We start from the raw sequence: 20,257 nt of genomic DNA on the forward strand, positions 1-20,257 counted from the left end.
ACCTATTAATTTGTTGAAAAAAGACTGCACGGAGGAATCTCCGTGCAGAATCCTTTTATTCTTTCTTCTTTTCACTCGGAGTGATGTAAGATTTGTTTCCTTCCTCTTTAAAACGGAGCAAGTCTCCATTGATAATCATATCCGAATAGCCAAGTTCAGTGATTGCGCGCTCCACGTAAGGTTCACATAGTGCAAGATCGATTTCTTCTCCTGTCCCCGCATCGTAGCAGACTTCCTGGGTATAGACATACTCGTCTGTCACCAATCGTCCATCCCGGAAAATGACGAACTCCTCATGATCTGGTGAGAACAAATCCTCTCCCAGCTGCATGTCTTTTTTCGTATCGATACCGAGAAGATGAAGGAGGGTCGGTCTTAAATCGAGTTGTCCAGAAAGTTCACTTTTCACTTCGCCTTTCCCGTATCCCGGAATATGGATAAAGAGAGGAACTTTCTGCAAGACGGCATTGTCATATGGCGTGATTTCCTTGTCCAAATACATCCCCATTGCCTTATTATGGTTTTCGGAAATACCATAATGGTCGCCATACATGATGATAATGGAGTTTTCATACAGGCCGCTTTCCTTCAATTTCTCAAAGAACACTTTGACAGCTTCATCCATGTAACGGACTGTCTGGAAATATTTGTTCAACGTATTGGAATTGGACGTATATGCCGGAATCAGCATATCTTCCTCATCCAAGTCGAACGGATGATGGTTCGTCAATGTGATCATTCGGGAAGCGAACGGCTGTGGCATCTCTTTCATCAGCTCAACCGATTGTTCAAAGAAAGGGATGTCTTTCATTCCCCAGTTGACAGCCTGGCCTTCTTCGATTTCATAACTTTCCACATCGTAAAATTTCTGTATGCCGAGCGCTTGGTACATGATGTCCCGATTCCAGAAGCTTCGATTGTTTGCGTGCATTACATTGGTGAAGTATCCATTTTCCGCAAGTCGCTCAGATAGCGCCTGGTACGTATTCCCGCTGTTCGTGAAGAATACCGCACCCCCGTTTCGGCCATAGAGGGAGTTCTCCACAATGAATTCCGAATCCGACGTTTTCCCTAGACCTGTTTGATGATAGAAATTATCAAAATAAAACGTATCCGGATCCTTTGTCAGTTCATTCAAAAACGGCGTAATGACATGGCCGTCCATTTCGTTATTGATGACAAAGTTTTGCAGTGATTCCAAAGAGACGAAGATCACGTTCCGTCCTTCAGCAACTCCGTACATGTCCGGGTCCGGTTCGGCATAGTTTGCGGAAATATAGTTTCCGACCTCCGCAAGCTCACTTCCGTCAGCAAGCGCGCGTTGGGCATGGGACTTCGACTGGACGAACAGGTCGTATATATGATAGTTATACGCCCCGATGTTTTTCACCAGCAGCTCCCTGTCGAAGCTGCGCGTCAGCAATTGAGGCCTTTCTGTCTCGGCCAGCCCCAAGTTGACCATCATAATCGCGGCAGTGACGACAAAATAGAGTTTGCGTCCGATATTTCCATTGCGGACAGCATGAGACTGCTCAGGGATAAATTTCATAGCTAGCAGCACAATAAAAAAGTCCGTGAAAAAGAAAATATCCGTCATCTGGATATTGGCTGTCACCGATGAAGATAGGTCTCCGAAATTGCTTGTTTGCATCAGAACGGGCAAGGTGATGAAATCATTGAAGAACCGGTAGAACACCGCATTGCTGAACATGATGATGGAAGTGATCAAACTGACAGTCAATATATATCGGTTGCGAGTTTTAGTCCTTTTAATGAATAAAGATAATCCATAGATGAATAATAGAAAACTGAGGGGATTCATAAAAAGAATGAATTCCTGCATCAAATTATCAATTTTCATGTTAAAACTGGTCAAATAGCCAAAATATGTGGTAAGCCATGTGGCGATGATCGCGATGGCGAGAACGGAGTGTTTTGGCCAAGATAATTTTCTCATTCCTTATCTCCCTTTCAATTTTTTCTGTACGATAGATGTCATATATAACCTGGATCACTCCAACACCCGCTACCTATTAGACGGATGGAAAGCCGGAAAGTTTCATTATCTAATGACATAGCGAAAAAAGACCTATGAATCCTTTGACTTCCACTTGGTCAATTCCGCCCGTAGAACTAGAGTTGCCTCTAAATATTCTTCCTTGGGCACTAACCCGGAATCATACAGATCCTTTATTTCCGATTGCATCATTTCCAAATCCGCTTTTCTGTCTCCTGTATATATATAAATTCCGAAGCGTTTTAAAAGACCTACCACTTTTAGAAGATTTGCCATCAGTGCATCCCCTTTCGGCAAATGATGACTTCCTCTTCAGTGAAAATCTTCGGTACTGGAATATCATGTTCTTCCAAAGGAACATTGTGCCCCGTCTGACACTTGAAAGCAAGCGAAATCATCTCGCCATCATAATCGGACAAATACCGATCATAATAACCGCCACCGAAACCGATCCGATACCCAGCTGGTGAATACAGAACACCCGGCACGATCTGTAAGTCAATGTCCCCTTTTCCAACCTGCATCGTCAGATCCACAATCGGTTCCTTCAGATCCATGTAGACTGTCTCCAAGTCATCCAAAGAGGCAATGAGCCGGAAATCCATTTCCCTTGTAGAGCGTATGCATTTCGGTACTGCAATCTTTTTTCCGGCTTCCCACGAAGCCTGGATCAACGGAATCGTGTTTACCTCCGGAAATCTCGAAACAGTGATACCGATAACCTTGGCATTCCTGAATTCCTCAGAACCTAACACGCTTTCAGTGATTTTCTCTGAGAGGCGTTGATAGGTGGAACGCTCCATCTCTTTCAGCAATTCCAGCATCTGGTTGCGGAGAAATTTTTTACTCATTACTATACCCCCAATTTGAAATGAAAAAACCAAAACCCGTGAAGGTTTTGGCCATGGCGATTATTTCGTTTCACGGTGCAAAGTTTGTTTTTTGTCACGTGAGCAATATTTTTTCATTTCAAGACGTTCCGGGTTGTTACGCTTGTTTTTCTTTGAAATATAGTTGCGCTCGCCGCATTCTGTGCAAGCAAGTGTAATGTTTACGCGCATTGTTATCCCTCCCACTCATCAGGAATAGTAAAAGTAATATGAGCATGATTTATACGACTTTATAATTGTACCATATCAGCTCGAGATGTCCAGTGGGAAATTTGAAATTTCCTAACGGGAAGGCATATGATACTATGGGGAAAAGGTATTTTTTTTTGGAGGATTGATCGCTCGATGGATATCCCATTATTATTACTCGGCATAGGACTTATCCTGGTCATCGCTTCTTTTTTCGTCAGAGGCTCGAATGGACGTTACGCCGATGAATTGGAGAAAATTTCAATCAGCCTGCACCAAGAGACGAATCATTTGAAGAAAAGGTTGAAAACCGTAGAAGAGGAACTAATGATCGGAATTGGCGGAAGTCCCAACTTGCCGGTGAATTCCACGCACGTGAAAAAAACGGCACCGAAACCGATTCACGAAATCATCGTCAATCAAATTCTTTCACTTCATGCGCAAGGTTATACGATCGGCGAGATTGCCATACGTTCCTCTCTGAGCAACGAAGACGTCATCCATGTACTCAGTTCACGGGGGATGCTGAAATGATGAAAGAATTGTTGCGTACGATCGGAATCGGCTGTCTCGTCGCGGGTGGCGTTCTTTATTTTACAGGGCAAGCGGAAAACCCGTCCGATTCGGATTCGGAGATCCTGCAATCAAAACTGGAGAAGACCGAAGAAGAGTTGGCACGGGCGAAAGAGGCCTTGGCAATGATTCAAACCTCTTCTTCGACGGATCAGCTCCCTTCCCGCCCGGCTGAACAAGAAACAAAACGAGAACAGGCGGTGCCGCCCGGGGATGAGCAGCCAGCTTCCTCAAAAGATCCCGTTAAAACTGTCTTAGCAATACAACCCGGGTCCAATTCAACAACCGTTTCCACTGCTTTGGAGAGGCTCGGAATCGTCAAGGATGGCAATGAATTTGAAATGTACTTGGTTTCACAAAAATTGGCCGGCAAAATCCAGATCGGAGAGTATGAGCTCGATTCGACAATGGATTACAAAACTATCGCCAGGACCATCACCTCGCCGAAATGAAAACAACACCCGCCAGGCAGCCAAAGCCGTTCGGGTGTTGTTTTACTATTTGGCAAGATCCTTTTCGTATGCCGGTTTAATCGTTATGGCAACATCCGATTCATCTTCTTGCAGCCGCTTTTCCTTCAACTCGAAATATTTCTTGACGGCCGCTTCAGCCAATGAATTATTCGGATAGGCGTAACCGCCGCTAGTATAGGTGGATACGTGCGGTACGAGGACGGCATAGGCGATTTCAGGATTTTCATAAGGCGCGAAGCCTACGTGGGCAACCGAAATTGTCTGCGTCCCCCATAGACTGCGGTCTTCCCCTTCGTAATAACCGGATTGGGCAGTCCCTGTCTTCCCTCCTGCATCAAATCCGGCGCCATCAAAGAGGCCTCTTGCCGTCCCTCTAGGACCGTAATACGTATAATACATCCCTTGCTTCACTCTGGCGATCTCTTCATCGCTATTCGCAATCCTGTTGAGAACGACCGGTTCCATCTCTTGCAGGAGCGGTCCGAATGTCTGTCCGTCCGGAGATGGTTCGTAGACGGCTTTCAACACTTTCGGAGCGACCCGATAACCGCCGTTCGCGATGGTCGAAACATATTGGGCAAGTTGCAGCGGGGTGTACGTATCGAACTGTCCAATGGCGAAGTCCAACAGCTTACCGGGCTCCGAACGGTTCGGTTCCACTGAAATTCCAGTCACTTCTCCCGGCAAGTCGATGCCGGTCTTCACACCCAACCCGAAAGAGGCGTAACTGTTCCGAAATTTTTCGAATGCCGCAAAGTCGATTTTCAAGCCGCCGTTCGGCACATAGGAATAGTTCCCGAGACCCATCGCGATTTTGAACATATAGACGTTTGACGAGCGCCCGATCGCTTCTATATCAGACACTGCTACACGGCCGGAACGGTTGAAAACCGATGATTTCCTCCCCCCGCCTCTTAACAGGATCGGTTCGTCGATCTTCACTTCTCCGATCCGGGCAGCGCCGTATTGATATCCAGCCATTAAAGTCGCCATTTTGATAGTGGATCCAGCTTCATAGGCAGTGCTGAACGTCCCGAACGTATAGTCCCGGATTTCATATTTGCCCGTCTCTTTGTCTCTCACTACTTGCTTCCCGACCAACGCAAGGACTTCTCCGGTGTTCGGATTCATCATGACGACAAACGCACGATCCAACAGGCGCGTATCCGAACGCCTCTTTAATTGCAATAATTCATCGGATACCATATTTTCCACTTCGAGTTGCAGTTCGCTGTCGATGGTGAGCATCAGGTCTTTCCCTGGCTCTCCTTCTTTAACCGTTTTCGTCTCCACGACGCGCCCTGTCCGATCCTTGACATTTTTCACAATCGTCTTCTGCCCTTTTAGCAGATCCTCATAATATTGTTCGAAATAACTGCGTCCAACCCGGTCGTTGCGGGAATAATCCCTTGCCAAATAATAGTCGAGGTGGGTTCTCGGTATCCCTTCGGTCGGACTGGTGGTAGAGCCGAGTATCGCGTTGCTCGACATTTTGACACGATCCCAGTCAGTCGTCGTATTGACGCCCGGTAGATCGTCCAAACGTTCGGAAACTGCAGCGAATTCCCTTTCTGTCACATCTTTATTCTTGATGATTTGCGGGGAGAACGCATAGCCCGTCGTCATTTCACGATAGATGGCCAGCACTTCCATGTCGGCGTCCGTCAATGTGGCCAGTTCCTCATCGGTCACCCTGTCCCGTGTCATCTGATTGATCTGTCGTTGCACTTCCCTCTCGGTCAACGTCTTATCTTCTTTGATTTTTGCAATTTCTTTTTTCGAAACCTTTTCAGCCGCCTCTTCGCTGTTCAACAAAATCCAGAAGTCCTTTTTGTCCCCTAATGTGACCCGCTTCGTATCCTGCTCGATCAAATCGGCGAGCTTCCGGGCAATTTTCAACATCTCTTTCGCAGTTGTCGTCGATGTTTTCGTATAGGTGATGGCATTTTTAGGGTCATTATCAACCATGATCCTGCCGACGCGGTCGAACAGCCGCCCGCGTGGCACGCTCGTATTGACCGGAATTTCCTCTTTCTTCTCAAGCTCCGTTCTGTAATCTTCCCCTTTGACGATTTGCAAATAACCGAGCCGGAAAATGAGCAATGAAAAAAGGATAAAGATGGAGAAGAACAGGAAATTCATCCGGAATGCAATATGTTTACGTTGCCTAATTTTCGCTTGATCTGCTTTTCGGATCTGTTTTTTCATCCCGCTCCCCCTTTCCTATGTATCGATATTGAAATTACATTTCTATCAAATGCGTTTCTACCACCCTGCATTATATCATTAGAAACATAAAAAGCACACATCTATAGACGATATAGATGTGTGCTTGGTTTCAAATATGGTTTATTTTCCGTAACGTTTTGCCACTTCGTCCCAATTGACGACATTCCAGAACGCTGAAATGTAATCCGGGCGACGGTTTTGATAGTTCAGGTAATACGCATGCTCCCAAACGTCAAGCCCGAGCAGCGGCGTTTTGCCTTCCATCAATGGGGAGTCTTGGTTTGCAGTGGACATCACTTCAAGTTCACCATTGTTCAGAACGAGCCAAGCCCAACCGGAACCGAAACGAGTTGCACCTGCTTTCGCAAACTCTTCTTTGAATGCGTCAAAGCTGCCGAATTTCTTGTCGATCGCTTCTGCCAAAGCACCGGATGGGTTACCTCCGCCATTTGGAGAAAGGATTTGCCAGAAGAATGAGTGGTTCGCGTGGCCGCCGCCATTGTTGCGGACAGCCGTCCGTTTGTCTTCTGGAATCGCATCCATATCGGAAATAAGTTCTTCGATCGATTTGCTTAGCAATTCGTCGTTTCCTTCAAGTGCGTTGTTCAAGTTTGTGATGTACGTGTTGTGGTGTTTCGTGTGATGGATGTTCATCGTTTCTTTGTCAATGTGGGGTTCTAACGCATCGTATGCGTATGGCAATTCTGGTAAAGTGTAAGCCATTCGTCCATTCCTCCTTGAAAATATCAATAAGTTTGCTACGTATTCAACCTTATCAAAATTGCAAAAAACGTTCAAATAAAATGGACTATCTCGAATCTTATCGAATAAAAATGATGAAAAGTACAATCATCAATGCCATGATTGCCCCTTTTGTGACGACGGAGGTCAAGAACCCGACAAGCGATCCGATTCCCGTCATGAATGATTGCTTCCATCCGGAACGGGAAACGGCAAGTTCCGCGAGGACTGCTCCGAGGAACGGCCCAACCAGGATGCCAGCGACAGGGATGAGGAAGGGGCCGACCAATAGGCCGATCGTGCTCCCCCACATGCCCGCTTTGGAACCGCCGAACTTTTTCACTCCGACCAGATTGGACAATGTATCCGCACCGAACAACAAGACAAGGAATAATATCTGAATGACCCAGAAAAGGGCGTTCATCCCTTCGAACGAGGCGATCCAGCCATAAAGGAGGAATCCTCCCATGATGAAGAGGGCGGATGGGATGACAGGATACACTAATCCCGCAAATGCTAGGGCAAATGATAATCCTGCTGCAATCCATGCGATGATCTCCACTTTCCGACCCCTCCCTTTTCCGTTATGCCCGGTTGCCTAGAATCGCTTCCGCAATATTCACTGCATGGTCCCCGATTCGCTCCAAATTCGAGACGATATCGACAAACACCATGCCGGCCTGGGCGGAACAAGCTCCTTCATTCAATCGGACGATATGATTCTTCCTGAATTTCCGCTCCATCTTATCAATCAAGTCTTCATGCTCCGCCACATTACGAGCCAATTCGATATCATTCAGATTCAAGGATTCGACCGCCTTGGACACCGTCTCAATCGTCAATGTAAACATTTCAGTCAAGTCTTCCATGGCATCCGGCGTCAATTTCACCCGGTTCACATCACGGAAGTCGATCAATTCAACGATGTTTTCAAAATGGTCCCCGATCCGCTCGATATCCCGAACCGTATCCATGAGCATCATATGGCGGCTCGACTCCAAAGGCGAAATGCTGACCGAGGAAATTTCGATCAAATAATCCGTAATCTTCCGATCCAGATTATTGATGGCATCTTCTATCTGATATGTGAGTTCGGCATGTTTTTTATTCCCGGTCTTCAGATACTCGAAGGACTCTTGGAGACCTTGGACGCCGAATTCACCCATTCGGATGATCTCTTCTTTCGCTTGTCCAATTGCAACGGATGGCGATTGGTCGATGAAGTGCCGATCCAAATGCTTCGGTTTGTATTCGATGACGACATCCTCTCCAGGAATCAGTTTCGTCACGAGGAATGCCCAAGCACCGATCAAGGGAAATTGTATGATGGTGTTAGCTACGTTAAAGGAACCATGTGCAAAAGCGATCTGCATTTTACTTTCCAGTGATAACAGACTTGCAATCCACTCCACATACGCAGTGAATGGAATCAACAAGAGTAAGAAAATCACGGATCCGATCACGTTAAATAATACGTGTGTTGCGGCTGCCCGCTTAGCAGCGACGGAAGCTCCAATAGAAGCAAGGACTGCTGTAATTGTAGTTCCGATATTGTCACCAAACAATATCGGCAGTGCCGCCTGAAGGTTGACTAGGTTTTCTGAATAAAGTCCCTGTAAAATACCGACCGTTGCGCTGGAGCTTTGGACGATTACAGTGAAGACAGTCCCAACGACTACCCCAAGCAACGGATGGTCGCTCATGGAAACAGTCAAATCTGAAAATGCTTCCAGGGAACGCAACGGCTTCATGCCGCCACTCATCAATTCCAAACCAAGGAAAAGTCCCCCGAATCCGAAGATGACTTCCCCCAAGTTCTTGATCGAATTTTTCTTGACAAAGAAGATGAGGAATGCCCCGAATGCCATAATCGGCAACGCATAGGCTCCGACATCTAAACCGATGACGAATGCCGTGATGGTTGTCCCGATATTGGCCCCCATGATGACACCGATAGCTTGCCGCAGCTTCATAAACCCCGCACTGACCAATCCCACTGTGATTACGGTCGTACCTGAACTGGATTGGATCAGAACGGTGACGATGATGCCGACCAAAACACCCATGAACGGGTTGGTCGTAAAACGATCGAGAATGGCGCGCAACCGATCACCGGCGGCTTTTTGCAATCCGTCCCCCATGTATTTGATAGCAAATAAAAATATCCCTAGTCCGCCTAAAAACTGGAACAGCATTTCCTGCCAGTTCAATTCCATCGATTAGTCAACCTCCAAAGTCCATTATGTATTGCCAATCAATTATGCGGATATCATAAATGGATTGTAAATAGAATGAGCGTAATCTTTACAATCCCTTAACAATTCATTTTCAAAAAGTCATCAATCTGTCGAAAATGGTTAAAATCCCTCTTTAGCGTTAGGTGATAGACTGTTGATAGATGGAGGAGGGAAACACCTTGAAATTTCACCAAATCTTCAAAGCGGCCATCCATGAACCGAAAAAGCTTGCAGCTTTCCGGCTTCTTCCGATCGGCAAGACGTTTCAATATGTTTTTCTGTTTGTCACGCTCTTCACTCTCATATCTTTTATACGGTATATCCTTTCCGGGACTAGCTTATTTGAAAACTCTCCTGATGTGGAGGAGTATGGAAAATCGCTTGGCGGACTTATTTATCCAATTGCATTTTTCCTACAGCTTGTCATCAGTACATTTTATATTTTTGTACGGGTCAGCATTTTTGCCTATGCAGGCACATTGCTCGCAAAAGTATTGAAACGGCGAGGGGATTTCCGGTTCGTCTGGAGAACATCGGCCATTGCTAGCACCGTCCCTCTTTTACTGACGATGCTATTCGATTTTTTTCCCATGTTCGATTCGTACAGTATGATTGTGACATCAGTTGTCCATTTATCTTACATCGGCGCAGCGGTCCGGTATTATCCAAAATTGTAGATGGACGAATAGTATTTTTTCTCTCGCATAGGGTGGATGGAGGGAGGAATACGTTATGAGAATATTTATCTTAGCTTTAGTATTATTTATCACATTCCATTTTATACGGATCGACCTTGCCGAAGGGACAATCCCTCTTGCCTCATTCATGGGCAAGGCGGAACCTTGTACCGAGGAAGCGGAAGTGGGATTCATACCGGTCATGACTGTGGATGGTGACACCATTGAATCATTATTCGCGCTCTATCCGGATACGGAAGTGGGGTTCTTGGACCGGCTTTCCTCTTTTTATTCCTTAAACCCGCATCTTCAAAACCAGCAAATTGTAGGCGGCGAAAAAGTCAAGCTGCCTTTGACGATGGAAAGGCCGAATACTTGCTCGAAAAAGAAGGTATAAGAGGTGTCCCTTGTTTTTTCGGGAGATTGATTCTAAAATATAGATAGTTATGAGGCTAAGCCTCGTTTATAGAAAGGTTTGACTACACATGAGCGAAATGATTCACAGATCGAAAACGCGCCCGGTTCGTGTCGGCAATTTAACGATCGGCGGCAGCAACGAACTTTTCATTCAAAGTATGACCACTACGAAAACACATGATGTCGAAGCGACTGTCGCTGAAATCTTGCGGCTGGAAGAGGCGGGATGTCAAATCGTCCGTGTCGCTTGTCCGGATGAACGTGCAGCTTACTCCATCGGTGAAATAAAGAAGCGGATCAATATTCCGCTCGTTGTCGATATCCATTTTGATTACAAATTGGCATTGATTGCCATCGAGCAAGGAGCGGACAAGATCCGTATCAATCCTGGGAATATCGGAAGACAATCCAAGGTGGAGGCAGTGGTCAATGCGGCCAAAGCGAAAGGGATTCCAATCCGGATCGGAGTCAACGCCGGGTCGCTCGAGAAGAAAATTCTTGAAAAATACGGCTACCCGACCGCTGACGGGATGGTGGAAAGCGCCCTTCATCATATTAAAATCTTGGAGGATCTTGATTTCCATGACATTATCGTTTCGTTGAAAGCTTCTGACGTCAATTTGGCGATCGAAGCGTACCAAAAAGCGGCGGCCGCTTTCGATTACCCATTGCATCTCGGGATAACGGAATCCGGTACTTTATTTGCGGGATCGATTAAAAGCTCGGCCGGTTTAGGTGCGTTGCTTTCTGCAGGAATCGGGAACACAATGCGCGTTTCCTTGAGCGCCGACCCTGTCCAAGAGATCAAAGTCGCCCGGGAATTGCTGAAAGTGTTCGGTCTTTCCTCCAATGCCGCTACACTGATCTCCTGCCCCACTTGCGGACGCATTGAGATTGACCTTATTTCCATCGCCAACGAAGTGGAAGAGTATATTTCCAATATTAAAGCACCAATCAAAGTGGCCGTACTCGGTTGCGCGGTGAATGGACCGGGAGAAGCCCGGGAAGCGGACATCGGGATTGCAGGTGCACGTGGAGAAGGCCTTCTCTTCATGAAAGGGAAAACCGTCCGGAAAGTGCCTGAGGAAACGATGGTCGACGAGTTGAAGATTGAAATCGATAAGCTGGCGGAGGAGTATTTTGAAAAGAAACGCCAGGAAGAACTGCTCCTCCAAGGCGGAAAAGTGGAATGAAAAATATCCGCCTTGGAATTGATATCGACGGGACGGTGACTTGTCCGACTTCCCTTCTACCCCATATCAATGCCCAATTCGGCTGTAATCTCGTTTTGGAAGATATTAAGGAATACGATTTGACGAAGGCTTTCGATGTAGATCCTGAAACTTTCTATAATTGGTACAAGACAGCGGAGGCGACGATTTACCATACATCGCCTGCCCAACAATATGCCAAAGATGTCCTGATTGATTGGCAAAGCCGCTTTGAGCTGTTTTACATTTCAGCCCGCGGCCATGATGTATTGGACACCACCTTGGAGTGGTTTCTACGGGAAGCGATTCCGTATGACCATATTGAACTCGTCGGCAGCCACTATAAGATTGAAACAGCGAAAAAGTTCGGAGTCCATGCTTTTTTTGAGGATAAGCATGATAACGCCGTCGAACTTCACGAAGAGCTGGAGATCCCGGTCATTTTGTTCGACACGCCTTATAACCGGAAACCGATTCCGGAAGGTGTCATCCGGGTGCGTGACTGGAATGAGGCAAATCAGCATATCCAGCAGCTCTTCCCGCATGGTGAAAAAGTGATTTGATTCATGAATGCAAAAATCCCGTCACTTCTAATGAGATGCCGGGATTTTTGTATGACTTATAGACATTGCGGACATTTTCCGTAGACTTCAAATTTATGCCCTTCCACCTCGAAATTCGGCAGATTCACAGTAATATGCTCCATCGGACAATGCGGGATGCTCTTCGTCGTCCCGCATGCCGTACATATGAAATGATGATGATGCACTCCGTGATCGCATTGCATGCGGAAATGACGCTCCCCGCTCAACTCGGTCTCTTCCAAGATTCCCAGCTCCGTGAACGTCGCCAAATTGCGGTAAATGGTGTCGAAACTGATGCCCGGATTATCGGTCTCCATGGAATTCTTCAGTTCCAATGCGGTCATATAGCGATTGTTATCGGAAAAGAATTGTAAAATGGTCTCCCGATTTTTTGTCCGCTTGTATTGATGCTCCAGCAGGATGCGCCATGCTTCATCGATTGTCATGCAACTTCCCCCCTCCCCCGACTGCCTTTCATTTTTCCCCAAGACAGCACGATCAGCAACAAGAGCACTGAAGTGACGACGATTGTCCCTCCAGGTGCAATATCGAGATAGAACGCAGAAATAAGCCCGATGATGACGGCCGATTCTCCGAACAGGACGGAATAGAGCATCGCTTGCTTGAAGCTTTTCGCCAATCGGATGGCAGCCGCCACCGGAATGGTCATCAAAGAGGAGACGAGCAAGATGCCGACGATCCGCATCGACGCCCCGATGACAAGTGCTGTGATGATCATGAATAGCATTTGAATGTATCGGGAATTGATGCCCGCCACTTTGGCGTATTCCGGATCGAAAGAAACGGAAAATAATTCTTTATAGAAAAAGAATAGATATCCGGCCACCACAAGGGCGATGACAAGGACGATCCCCAGATCCTGTCGGCTCACTGCCGAGACGGAGCCGAATAAATATCCGACCAAATCAGAACCGAACCCTTTTGACAAAGAAATGAAAATGGCCCCGAATCCGATGCCTGCCGACAGGATGATCGGAATCGCCAATTCTTCGAAATGGCGGTAATAGCCACGCAATCTTTCGATCAATAACGAACCTCCGACAGCTGCCGTGATTCCGAGATAGATAGGATTCAACGCCGAAAAAAAGAGCACCTGCTGGCTTAGATAAAGGCTCCCTGCAATGCCTGCCAGCGCCACATGGCTCAACGCATCTGCAATGAGTGCCAACCGGCGAACGACTATGAAAAGCCCAAGCAACGGAGCGATGATTCCGATGATCAACCCGGACAGGAATGCGTTTTGCAGAAACTCATATGATAGGATGGCCGTAATCATTGGTCCACCTCGGGCGACTGCGAATGGATTCGCCGGACGGGATGACCATACCATTTCGAGATATCTTCATCGTCCATCTTCTTATAGTCGGCCTGGATGCCATGGAAATGGACAGTCCGATTCAGGCAAGCGACATGAGTTGCCAAGTCGGTCACGAGGTCGATTTCATGGGTGACGAGGACAATTGCAATGCCGTGTTCACGGTTCAGCTCATTCAGCATAGAATAGAACGATGCCACATTCTGCTGGTCGATCCCTACCGTCGGTTCATCCATGATCAATAGGTCGGGCTCACCGACGAGGGCCCTTGCGATGAAGACCCGTTGCTGCTGGCCACCCGATAATTCCCCAATGCTTCGGTCAGCGAAAGACGCCATTCCAACGAGTCGAAGGGCGTCCAATGCCCGTTGCCGATCCGCTTCGGAAAAACGTTTGAACAATCCCTTTTTCCGTGTCAATCCACTACGGACCACTTCCAGAACGGTCGCTGGAAATCCACTATTGAACGAATTGGATTTCTGCGAGACATACCCGATTCGTTCCCGCTCTTTAAATGATTCTATATCTTCCCCGAACAGCTTCACTTTCCCGCTGGAAGGTTTTAATAGACCTAAAATGATGCCCATCAGTGTTGATTTTCCGGAACCGTTCGGACCGATCAACGCCCAGAATTCCCCTTCATCTACTCGCAGCGAAATATGATCGAGGACGGGGGCATGCTCATAACTGAAGCTGACATCTTCCAATTGAATGATAGAATGTGCCATAAATTATTATTCCTTCCTTTAAACGGAATCATTCCGATTTACATGTAAAATTATATACGATGTCCGGTAGGGATTCAACCTTTAAGAAAGAAGGAATGTAAAGTGGACTACTTTCAATTGTTGAATGAATTGAAAATGATGGATGACCGGGAAGCCCAATCGATGGCACGGTATTATGGAATCCATCTTTCCATTAGGGAAATCCAAGCATTGCGGCCCCTTCTCGATGAAGTATCATTCCATTGGATATTCACTGGGGTACCCGAGCGGTTTGTCGGGAAAGTCGAGAAAGCGATTGGAAAAGAAAAGACACGGATGTTATTGGAAAAGTATTTGGATGCGACAAAATAGGAACTCGCAAATCAAAAAAGAGGCCCTGGCTTGTGTGAAAGCCAGGGCCTTGGCCTTATGCGTTTACTAGACCGAGCGCTTCCGGATTGAAATGCTTCGCTTTCAGCATTTCAATTTCCTGTTTATAAGGGGCCGTCTTCTTTTTTGGATCGGAACCGATAAACGGCGTCTCCAAGATTTTCGGCACAGCCTGAAACTCCGGATGATGGACGATGTACGCCAACGGTTCAAATCCGATATGGCCGTGGCCGATATTCTCATGTCGGTCTTTCATGGCACCCCGGACATTTTTGCTGTCATTGACATGGATGACCGATATCCGGTCATTGCCGATGATCGAATCAAATTCGTCGAGGACTCCTTCAAAATCATCGACGATATCATAGCCGGCATCATGGACGTGACAAGTGTCAAAACAGACGGATAATCGTTCATTATGCGTCACTCCATCGATGATCTTAGCGATTTCATCAAAGTTCCGCCCGCATTCAGTGCCTTTTCCGGCCATCGTTTCCAATGCGATTTTAACATCATACGGTTGGGAAAGGACTTCGTTCAATCCTTCGATGATTTTCCGAATGCCCTTTTCCTCCCCGGCCCCCACGTGTGCACCCGGATGGAGGACGATTTGATTGGCACCTAGAGCGGCCGTTCTCTCAATTTCCTTCTGAAGGAATTCGACACCCAATGCAAATGTCTCCGGCTTTATTGTGTTTGCGATGTTGATGATATAGGGAGCGTGGACGACCATGTTGGAAAGACCGTTTTCCTTCATGTGGAGTGTGCCTGCCTCAATATTGAGGTCCTCGATGGCTTTCCTCCTCGTATTTTGGGGAGCGCCTGTATAAATCATAAAAGTGCTCGCCCCGTAGCTTAGTGCTTCTTCACTCGATCCGAGGAGCATCTTGCTGCCGCTCATGGAAACATGGGATCCGAGAAGCAGCGGATTATCGTTTGCCATTTTTTCTAGACAATCTCCTTTCCCTCTTTTTGATTTGTTCCATCTGTTGGGTCATTTTCTTTTTATAGCCCGGCTTGACTTTTGCCGGTTTTTTCACGAGGGCGGACGCTTTCCGGTCCAACTCATCCTCCTGCTTCACCCTTTTCTTCCGCGCGTGCCGTTCTTTGACTTCAATCCATTCTCCATTTTTCACATCTTCATGGACGAACGGGATTCCCATCTTTTCGATGCGGACGACTTTATCGTCTTCCGATGGTTCGTATAAGGTGATCGCCGTCCCTTCATTGCCTGCACGAGCTGTACGTCCTACCCGGTGAATGAAGAACTCAAGGTCATCCGGCAATTCAAAATTGATGACGTGGCTGACTCCTGGAATATCGATGCCACGAGCCGCAAGATCGGTCGCGACAATATACTGGAACTCCAGATCGCGGACTTGTTTCATCATGCGCGTCCGTTCACGCGGCGTTAAATCCCCATGAATCCGGCCGGCTTTCACGCCATGTTCCGCAAGATAATCAGCGAGTTCATCGGCATTCTGACGCGTGTTGGCGAAAATGATGGCCAAATACGGATTGATGGCCTCCATTACTTCCAGCAATTTCTTCCGCTTGCCGAGACTTCGTACAGGAACGAGAGAATAGCGCATCCCTTCCGTCAAAGGCTTGCGTTCCCCGATTTTCACATGGACCGGCGACTCCATATATTTCATCAAAAACGGCTTCAACTTTTCCGGAATTGTTGCGGAGAAGACGTACATTTCCAAATCGGCCTGCATTTTGGAAGCAAACTGGTCAATATCCTCAATGAATCCCATATCGAATGCAAGATCCGCTTCGTCAATGACCAAGATGGAGGCCGTGTGGATGGCCAGCGCCCCATTTTCGGCCATATCCCGGATCCGTCCGGGCGTGCCGACGACGATTTGCGGATTCGATTTCAACTTCCCGATGGACCGTTGCTTATCCGTTCCGCCGATCAATAAAGACGCCCGGACCTCTGTGCCTTCCGTCATCTTCAACAGCTCATCGTATAATTGCGACGCCAGCTCGCGCGTAGGTGCCGTGATGACCGCTTGCACTTCTTCGGAATCTGCATCGGTCCGCTGTAACACGGGAATAAGGAAACTATGCGACTTTCCCGTTCCTGTGTGCGCTTGTCCGATGGCGCTTGTACCTTTCAATATCAACGGGATCATCTCTTTTTGGATCGGTGTTGGATTGTTGAAACCGAGTTTCGCGATGGCTTCCCTGATAAATGGTTTGAATTGATAATCTGTAAACTTGGACATGTCCTGCCTCCTAACCTACACCTATTGTAGCACGAATTCCGTGCCATCGTATGTGATTTACGCATAGTATACAATGCGTGATTAATTTCTACTATTAGAAAGGGGTTCAAGATGAGATACCAATCCTTCTATCCGTTTGCCCGTCAGCAGGCAACACCGTTCCATATGAGACCACAGGGCTTCGGGACACCTCCGCAAATGGGCAGGCCACCAATGCCAAGAGCTCCATTTCCGGGCGGGCCTTCCCCGATGGGCGGCCGATTTGGTGCTTCGCCAGCCGGTGGAATGCAAACTTCTTCCAAAATGGAGGCTTACATGCAAACGGCGAACCGTTTTTTGAATACGGCCCAACAGTTTGCCCCGCTCGTCCAACAATTTGCACCGATGTTCCAAAACTTGCCGGCGATGTGGAGATTATATAAAGGCTTTCAATCTTTGCCTTCCACTGGAGGCGCTGCAGCTGAAACGGCTGGTCGTGCAGCGGCTAACGCTGCATCCACGGTTCCAAATCAGGTGCCCGGTCCCCGTATCTTCCAACCGCCAAGATGAACCGAGGAGCAAACTGTCTGGTTCAAAGCGAAAGGCCCCTGTACTACGCGCAATACATATTGCGCCAAGTCAGGGACCTTTTCATACTATTATTCGCTTAACTCCGCATTCCATTCGTCCTTGATTTCAAGTCCGATTTGGGCCGCATTATCCGCATTCACAACGAATTTTAGATTTTTCGGATATTGGGCAGACATTTCGGCCGGTGTCGCTTCCCCTTTCAGGATTTTAACCGCCATTTCTCCCGTCTCATAACCGATATCGAAATAATTGAATCCGTAAGCGGCAAGTCCTCCGCGTTTGACCGAATCCAACTCTCCAACCATCATCGGTAATTTATGTTCCATGGCTACGGAAACGACCGATTCCAAAGCTGATACTACCGTGTTGTCTTTGATGATATAAAGCGAATCAACCTTGCCAATCAGTGATTCAGTCGCTTGCTTCACGTCAGCCGACGTTGCAATGGTTGCTTCTACGATGTTCAAATCGATTTCCTTCGCCACTTCCCGTACTTTATCAATTTGTGCTCGGGCGTTCTGTTCTCCAGAGTTGAATACAACCCCTACGCTCTTTGCATTTAATTCCTCTTTTAGGAAAACAAGCGTTTTCGGGATCACGTCAGGATGAAGGTCGATTGTACCTGTCAAGTTCCCGCCCGGACTTTCAACAGAATCGATCAACTCTGCTCCCACCGGATCAGTCACCGATGTGAAGAGGATTGGAATCTCCTGAGTGACAGCTGCCACCGCTTGGGCACTTGGAGTCGAATTTGCGAAAATCAAATCGACATCAGAACTTCCTAGGTTCGTAGCAATAGTCGTATTGGCACTCTGGTCATTTTGCGCATTTTGGATGTCATACTCGACGTCCAGCCCCGCATCTTCCAAAGCTTTTTGGAAGCCTTCAAAGGCGGCATTCAATGACGGGTGCTCAACAATTTGGGTAGCGCCGATCTTATATGTCTTCGTATCGGTTTCGGCTTCTCCCTCGGATGAGCTTGGCGTTTCAGCCTGTTCTTTTTCTTCCGGTTCGTTTGTTTCTCCATTCTTTTCCCCACCGCCACATGCTGCGAGCAGGAATACTGCACTGAAAATGGTGAGCACCGCGAATAGTAAGTTCTTTTTCATCTCATTTCCCCCTTTGAAACTATTCATATATGGCTATCAACCATTTTTATCGTACCGTGTACAAGCCTCTACGTCAATCAAATTTAAATCTTCTGACTTGTCAATTGTAAGAAAACTCCGAGCCTCGTAAAGCCCGGAGCTATGGAAACCGCTTATTCTCTTGCAGGACCATATGGATCGCTTGTCCGTCCCGGTGCAAGCAGTCTCCACCTATATAAAACGAACAGAAATGACCGCAACCAATAACCTGTTTCTTTCCGTTCCAATTTTCGTTTGCGATGAAAGCTTTCCCCGAAGTTAGGCTAGGGTGCCAGGAAATAGATGCCATTCGCGATTTGTGCAAACGGCGGCTCTACCTGGCATCCCAGGTTCACCGCTATCTCAAATGAGTTCCAACCACAGCTTTTTCGGATTCTCGATGAGCTCAGCAAACCGGTTCGTGAATGCGACGGCTGTTGCTCCATCCGCCACGCGGTGGTCGAATGACATGGAGATGTTCATCATCGAACGGATGATAATTTCATCGTTATCCGTTACAACAGCGCATTTTTTCGTCTTATGGAAGGCGATGATCGCTGTTTCCGGATGGTTGATGATCGGGGTTGCCGCGATGCTTCCAAGCGGACCGACATTGCTGATTGTAATCGTGCCGCCGCGCATCTCGTTGCCGGACAATGTTCCTTGACGTGCTTTTTCATTCAACTCTTTCATCTCACCATGGATTTGAAGCAACGATTTCTGATGAGCGTTCTTCAATACCGGAACAATGAGACCAAGCGTCGAATCGACCGCAAGTCCGATATTATAATCTTTTTCGAGGACGATGACTTCGTTTTCCTCATCCAGCTTCGCATTGAAGACAGGGAAGTCTTTCAGCGCCACAACGAGCGCTTTGATGAAGAATGCGACTGCCGAAATAGAAACGCCGTCTTCCTTTAATTCTTGGCGAAGTGCCATCAAGTTCGTCATGTCGATTTCCTCGAAATGCGTCACATGCGGAATTGTCGCAAGCGAATGCGTCATTTTCTTCGCAATCGCCTTCCGGATCCCTTTGAATGGTATGACATCCGCAGGCGTCTGTGCAATCTCTTCTGCGCTTTCCACGGATGGGGAGGCTGCCGGCTGTGCGGCTGGAGCCGGCACAGCTGCAGCAATTTGTCCGCCTTCCATGAAGCGGTAAACGTCGTCGACCGTCACACGCCCCGAAGGTCCCGTTCCAATGACTTTTTCGATATCCACATCGTTTTCTCTTGCAATTTTCCGTGTGTACGGTGCCGCCAAGATACGGAGTGGACCTTTCGGCCGGTTCACAGATGCAATTGGAACCTCTTCCACTTTCTCTTCCATCGTTGTTACTTTCTCTTCCACCGTTACCGCCGCTTCGGCAGCCGACCCTTCGTCTTGCGCAGGGACGTTGGCAGCCCCTTTCGCTTCGATTACCATGATGGTCGTGCCGACTTCAACAGTCGTCCCTATCTTAATGAGCAGTTCTTTTACAGTTCCTGTCACGGGCGACGGCAATTCCGCCACCATTTTATCAGTTTGCACTTCTACAAGCGCCTGGTCGGCGACAACAGAATCACCAGGCTTCACAAAATAGTGAAGTACCTCGGCTTCCGTCATCCCTTCCCCGATGTCATGCAACTTTACCTCTACCAATGGGGGGCCTCCTC

The 20,257-nt window shown here is 47.5% G+C and carries 23 protein-coding genes; 8 read left to right on the plus strand and 15 right to left on the minus strand.

The window, feature by feature from the left end:
- Positions 1-55 precede the first annotated feature (55 nt).
- From OXB_RS14495 to rpmG, 4 genes are all read right to left on the minus strand, one after another.
- Positions 56-1,957: an LTA synthase family protein gene (locus OXB_RS14495; protein ID WP_041075178.1), complete on the minus strand. Its 1,902-nt coding sequence runs from the start codon at positions 1,955-1,957 to the stop codon at positions 56-58.
- 132 nt (positions 1,958-2,089) lie between these two features.
- Positions 2,090-2,293, minus strand: coding sequence for a YqgQ family protein (locus OXB_RS14500; RefSeq protein WP_041075179.1), 204 nt, complete (start codon positions 2,291-2,293; stop codon positions 2,090-2,092).
- Positions 2,293-2,868: a 5-formyltetrahydrofolate cyclo-ligase gene (locus OXB_RS14505; protein ID WP_041075180.1), complete on the minus strand. Its 576-nt coding sequence runs from the start codon at positions 2,866-2,868 to the stop codon at positions 2,293-2,295. Before OXB_RS14505 ends, OXB_RS14500 begins: the two co-directional genes overlap by 1 nt.
- Before the next feature lie 60 nt (positions 2,869-2,928).
- Positions 2,929-3,078: a 50S ribosomal protein L33 gene (rpmG, locus tag OXB_RS14510; protein WP_041075181.1), complete on the minus strand. Its 150-nt coding sequence runs from the start codon at positions 3,076-3,078 to the stop codon at positions 2,929-2,931.
- 174 nt (positions 3,079-3,252) lie between these two features.
- Between rpmG and OXB_RS14515 the strand changes: the two genes are divergently transcribed.
- Entirely contained in the window at positions 3,253-3,630 is a 378-nt protein-coding gene (locus OXB_RS14515; RefSeq protein ID WP_041075182.1) for a hypothetical protein, read from the plus strand.
- Entirely contained in the window at positions 3,627-4,121 is a 495-nt protein-coding gene (locus OXB_RS14520; protein ID WP_041075183.1) for an endolytic transglycosylase MltG, read from the plus strand. Before OXB_RS14515 ends, OXB_RS14520 begins: the two co-directional genes overlap by 4 nt.
- A 45-nt stretch (positions 4,122-4,166) precedes the next feature.
- On the opposite strand, the gene OXB_RS14525 is transcribed toward OXB_RS14520, so the two are convergent.
- From OXB_RS14525 to OXB_RS14540, 4 genes are all read right to left on the minus strand, one after another.
- Complete coding sequence (locus OXB_RS14525) at positions 4,167-6,350, minus strand: peptidoglycan D,D-transpeptidase FtsI family protein (RefSeq protein ID WP_041075184.1); 2,184 nt, start codon at positions 6,348-6,350, stop codon at positions 4,167-4,169.
- Positions 6,351-6,491: 141 nt separating this feature from the next.
- Positions 6,492-7,094, minus strand: a complete 603-nt coding sequence (locus OXB_RS14530; protein ID WP_041075185.1) for a superoxide dismutase — start codon at positions 7,092-7,094, stop codon at positions 6,492-6,494.
- Positions 7,095-7,191: 97 nt separating this feature from the next.
- Entirely contained in the window at positions 7,192-7,674 is a 483-nt protein-coding gene (locus OXB_RS14535) for a DUF456 domain-containing protein (RefSeq protein WP_041075186.1), read from the minus strand.
- A gap of 22 nt (positions 7,675-7,696) precedes the next feature.
- Entirely contained in the window at positions 7,697-9,328 is a 1,632-nt protein-coding gene (locus OXB_RS14540) for a Na/Pi cotransporter family protein (protein WP_041075187.1), read from the minus strand.
- Between the two features lie 200 nt (positions 9,329-9,528).
- On the opposite strand from OXB_RS14540, the gene OXB_RS14545 reads away from it, so the two are divergent.
- From OXB_RS14545 to OXB_RS14560, 4 genes are all read left to right on the plus strand, one after another.
- Positions 9,529-10,026, plus strand: a complete 498-nt coding sequence (locus tag OXB_RS14545) for a DUF1189 family protein (protein ID WP_052484066.1) — start codon at positions 9,529-9,531, stop codon at positions 10,024-10,026.
- A gap of 55 nt (positions 10,027-10,081) precedes the next feature.
- The gene (locus OXB_RS14550) at positions 10,082-10,423 is read left to right on the plus strand and encodes a hypothetical protein (RefSeq protein WP_041075189.1); all 342 of its coding nucleotides are present in this window, start codon (positions 10,082-10,084) and stop codon (positions 10,421-10,423) included.
- 88 nt (positions 10,424-10,511) lie between these two features.
- A complete protein-coding gene (gene ispG, locus OXB_RS14555; protein ID WP_041075190.1) occupies positions 10,512-11,636 on the plus strand; it encodes a flavodoxin-dependent (E)-4-hydroxy-3-methylbut-2-enyl-diphosphate synthase in 1,125 nt (374 codons plus the stop codon).
- A complete protein-coding gene (locus OXB_RS14560) occupies positions 11,633-12,217 on the plus strand; it encodes a 5' nucleotidase, NT5C type (protein ID WP_041075191.1) in 585 nt (194 codons plus the stop codon). Before ispG ends, OXB_RS14560 begins: the two co-directional genes overlap by 4 nt.
- Before the next feature lie 56 nt (positions 12,218-12,273).
- On the opposite strand, the gene OXB_RS14565 is transcribed toward OXB_RS14560, so the two are convergent.
- From OXB_RS14565 to OXB_RS14575, 3 genes are read right to left on the minus strand one after another with little or no spacing between them, the layout of a single operon-like run.
- The gene (locus OXB_RS14565; protein ID WP_041075192.1) at positions 12,274-12,684 is read right to left on the minus strand and encodes a Fur family transcriptional regulator; all 411 of its coding nucleotides are present in this window, start codon (positions 12,682-12,684) and stop codon (positions 12,274-12,276) included.
- Positions 12,681-13,535, minus strand: coding sequence for a metal ABC transporter permease (locus OXB_RS14570; RefSeq protein ID WP_041075193.1), 855 nt, complete (start codon positions 13,533-13,535; stop codon positions 12,681-12,683). Before OXB_RS14570 ends, OXB_RS14565 begins: the two co-directional genes overlap by 4 nt.
- Positions 13,532-14,302: a metal ABC transporter ATP-binding protein gene (locus OXB_RS14575; protein WP_041075194.1), complete on the minus strand. Its 771-nt coding sequence runs from the start codon at positions 14,300-14,302 to the stop codon at positions 13,532-13,534. Before OXB_RS14575 ends, OXB_RS14570 begins: the two co-directional genes overlap by 4 nt.
- 102 nt (positions 14,303-14,404) lie before the next feature.
- Between OXB_RS14575 and OXB_RS14580 the strand changes: the two genes are divergently transcribed.
- Entirely contained in the window at positions 14,405-14,653 is a 249-nt protein-coding gene (locus OXB_RS14580; RefSeq protein ID WP_041075195.1) for a hypothetical protein, read from the plus strand.
- A gap of 55 nt (positions 14,654-14,708) precedes the next feature.
- Here OXB_RS14580 and OXB_RS14585 read toward each other — a convergent pair whose 3' ends face one another.
- Positions 14,709-15,596: a deoxyribonuclease IV gene (locus OXB_RS14585; RefSeq protein ID WP_041076909.1), complete on the minus strand. Its 888-nt coding sequence runs from the start codon at positions 15,594-15,596 to the stop codon at positions 14,709-14,711.
- Between the two features lie 4 nt (positions 15,597-15,600).
- A complete protein-coding gene (locus OXB_RS14590) occupies positions 15,601-16,905 on the minus strand; it encodes a DEAD/DEAH box helicase (RefSeq protein WP_041075196.1) in 1,305 nt (434 codons plus the stop codon).
- 111 nt (positions 16,906-17,016) lie between these two features.
- Here OXB_RS14590 and vrrA point away from each other — a divergent pair, with 111 nt between their 5' ends.
- Positions 17,017-17,454 (plus strand): VrrA/YqfQ family protein, encoded by a 438-nt coding sequence (vrrA, locus tag OXB_RS14595; RefSeq protein ID WP_052484067.1) that lies wholly within the window; start codon positions 17,017-17,019, stop codon positions 17,452-17,454.
- Between the two features lie 89 nt (positions 17,455-17,543).
- On the opposite strand, the gene OXB_RS14600 is transcribed toward vrrA, so the two are convergent.
- A complete protein-coding gene (locus OXB_RS14600; RefSeq protein ID WP_041075197.1) occupies positions 17,544-18,584 on the minus strand; it encodes an ABC transporter substrate-binding protein in 1,041 nt (346 codons plus the stop codon).
- A 381-nt stretch (positions 18,585-18,965) separates the two neighbouring features.
- The gene (locus OXB_RS14605) at positions 18,966-20,243 is read right to left on the minus strand and encodes a dihydrolipoamide acetyltransferase family protein (RefSeq protein WP_084212492.1); all 1,278 of its coding nucleotides are present in this window, start codon (positions 20,241-20,243) and stop codon (positions 18,966-18,968) included.
- Positions 20,244-20,257 lie beyond the last annotated feature (14 nt).

The sequence above is a fragment of the Bacillus sp. OxB-1 genome (genome assembly GCF_000829195.1).
GTDB lineage: Bacteria > Bacillota > Bacilli > Bacillales_A > Planococcaceae > Sporosarcina.

Coding starts and splice junctions, on each gene's coding strand:
- OXB_RS14495 (WP_041075178.1), bottom strand. CDS start 1,957: ATGAGAAAATTATCTTGGCCAAAACACTCCGTTCTCGCCATCGCGATC.
- OXB_RS14500 (WP_041075179.1), bottom strand. CDS start 2,293: ATGGCAAATCTTCTAAAAGTGGTAGGTCTTTTAAAACGCTTCGGAATT.
- OXB_RS14505 (WP_041075180.1), bottom strand. CDS start 2,868: ATGAGTAAAAAATTTCTCCGCAACCAGATGCTGGAATTGCTGAAAGAG.
- rpmG (WP_041075181.1), bottom strand. CDS start 3,078: ATGCGCGTAAACATTACACTTGCTTGCACAGAATGCGGCGAGCGCAAC.
- OXB_RS14515 (WP_041075182.1), top strand. CDS start 3,253: ATGGATATCCCATTATTATTACTCGGCATAGGACTTATCCTGGTCATC.
- OXB_RS14520 (WP_041075183.1), top strand. CDS start 3,627: ATGATGAAAGAATTGTTGCGTACGATCGGAATCGGCTGTCTCGTCGCG.
- OXB_RS14525 (WP_041075184.1), bottom strand. CDS start 6,350: ATGAAAAAACAGATCCGAAAAGCAGATCAAGCGAAAATTAGGCAACGT.
- OXB_RS14530 (WP_041075185.1), bottom strand. CDS start 7,094: ATGGCTTACACTTTACCAGAATTGCCATACGCATACGATGCGTTAGAA.
- OXB_RS14540 (WP_041075187.1), bottom strand. CDS start 9,328: ATGGAATTGAACTGGCAGGAAATGCTGTTCCAGTTTTTAGGCGGACTA.
- OXB_RS14550 (WP_041075189.1), top strand. CDS start 10,082: ATGAGAATATTTATCTTAGCTTTAGTATTATTTATCACATTCCATTTT.
- ispG (WP_041075190.1), top strand. CDS start 10,512: ATGAGCGAAATGATTCACAGATCGAAAACGCGCCCGGTTCGTGTCGGC.
- OXB_RS14560 (WP_041075191.1), top strand. CDS start 11,633: ATGAAAAATATCCGCCTTGGAATTGATATCGACGGGACGGTGACTTGT.
- OXB_RS14565 (WP_041075192.1), bottom strand. CDS start 12,684: ATGACAATCGATGAAGCATGGCGCATCCTGCTGGAGCATCAATACAAG.
- OXB_RS14570 (WP_041075193.1), bottom strand. CDS start 13,535: ATGATTACGGCCATCCTATCATATGAGTTTCTGCAAAACGCATTCCTG.
- OXB_RS14575 (WP_041075194.1), bottom strand. CDS start 14,302: ATGGCACATTCTATCATTCAATTGGAAGATGTCAGCTTCAGTTATGAG.
- OXB_RS14590 (WP_041075196.1), bottom strand. CDS start 16,905: ATGTCCAAGTTTACAGATTATCAATTCAAACCATTTATCAGGGAAGCC.
- vrrA (WP_052484067.1), top strand. CDS start 17,017: ATGAGATACCAATCCTTCTATCCGTTTGCCCGTCAGCAGGCAACACCG.
- OXB_RS14600 (WP_041075197.1), bottom strand. CDS start 18,584: ATGAAAAAGAACTTACTATTCGCGGTGCTCACCATTTTCAGTGCAGTA.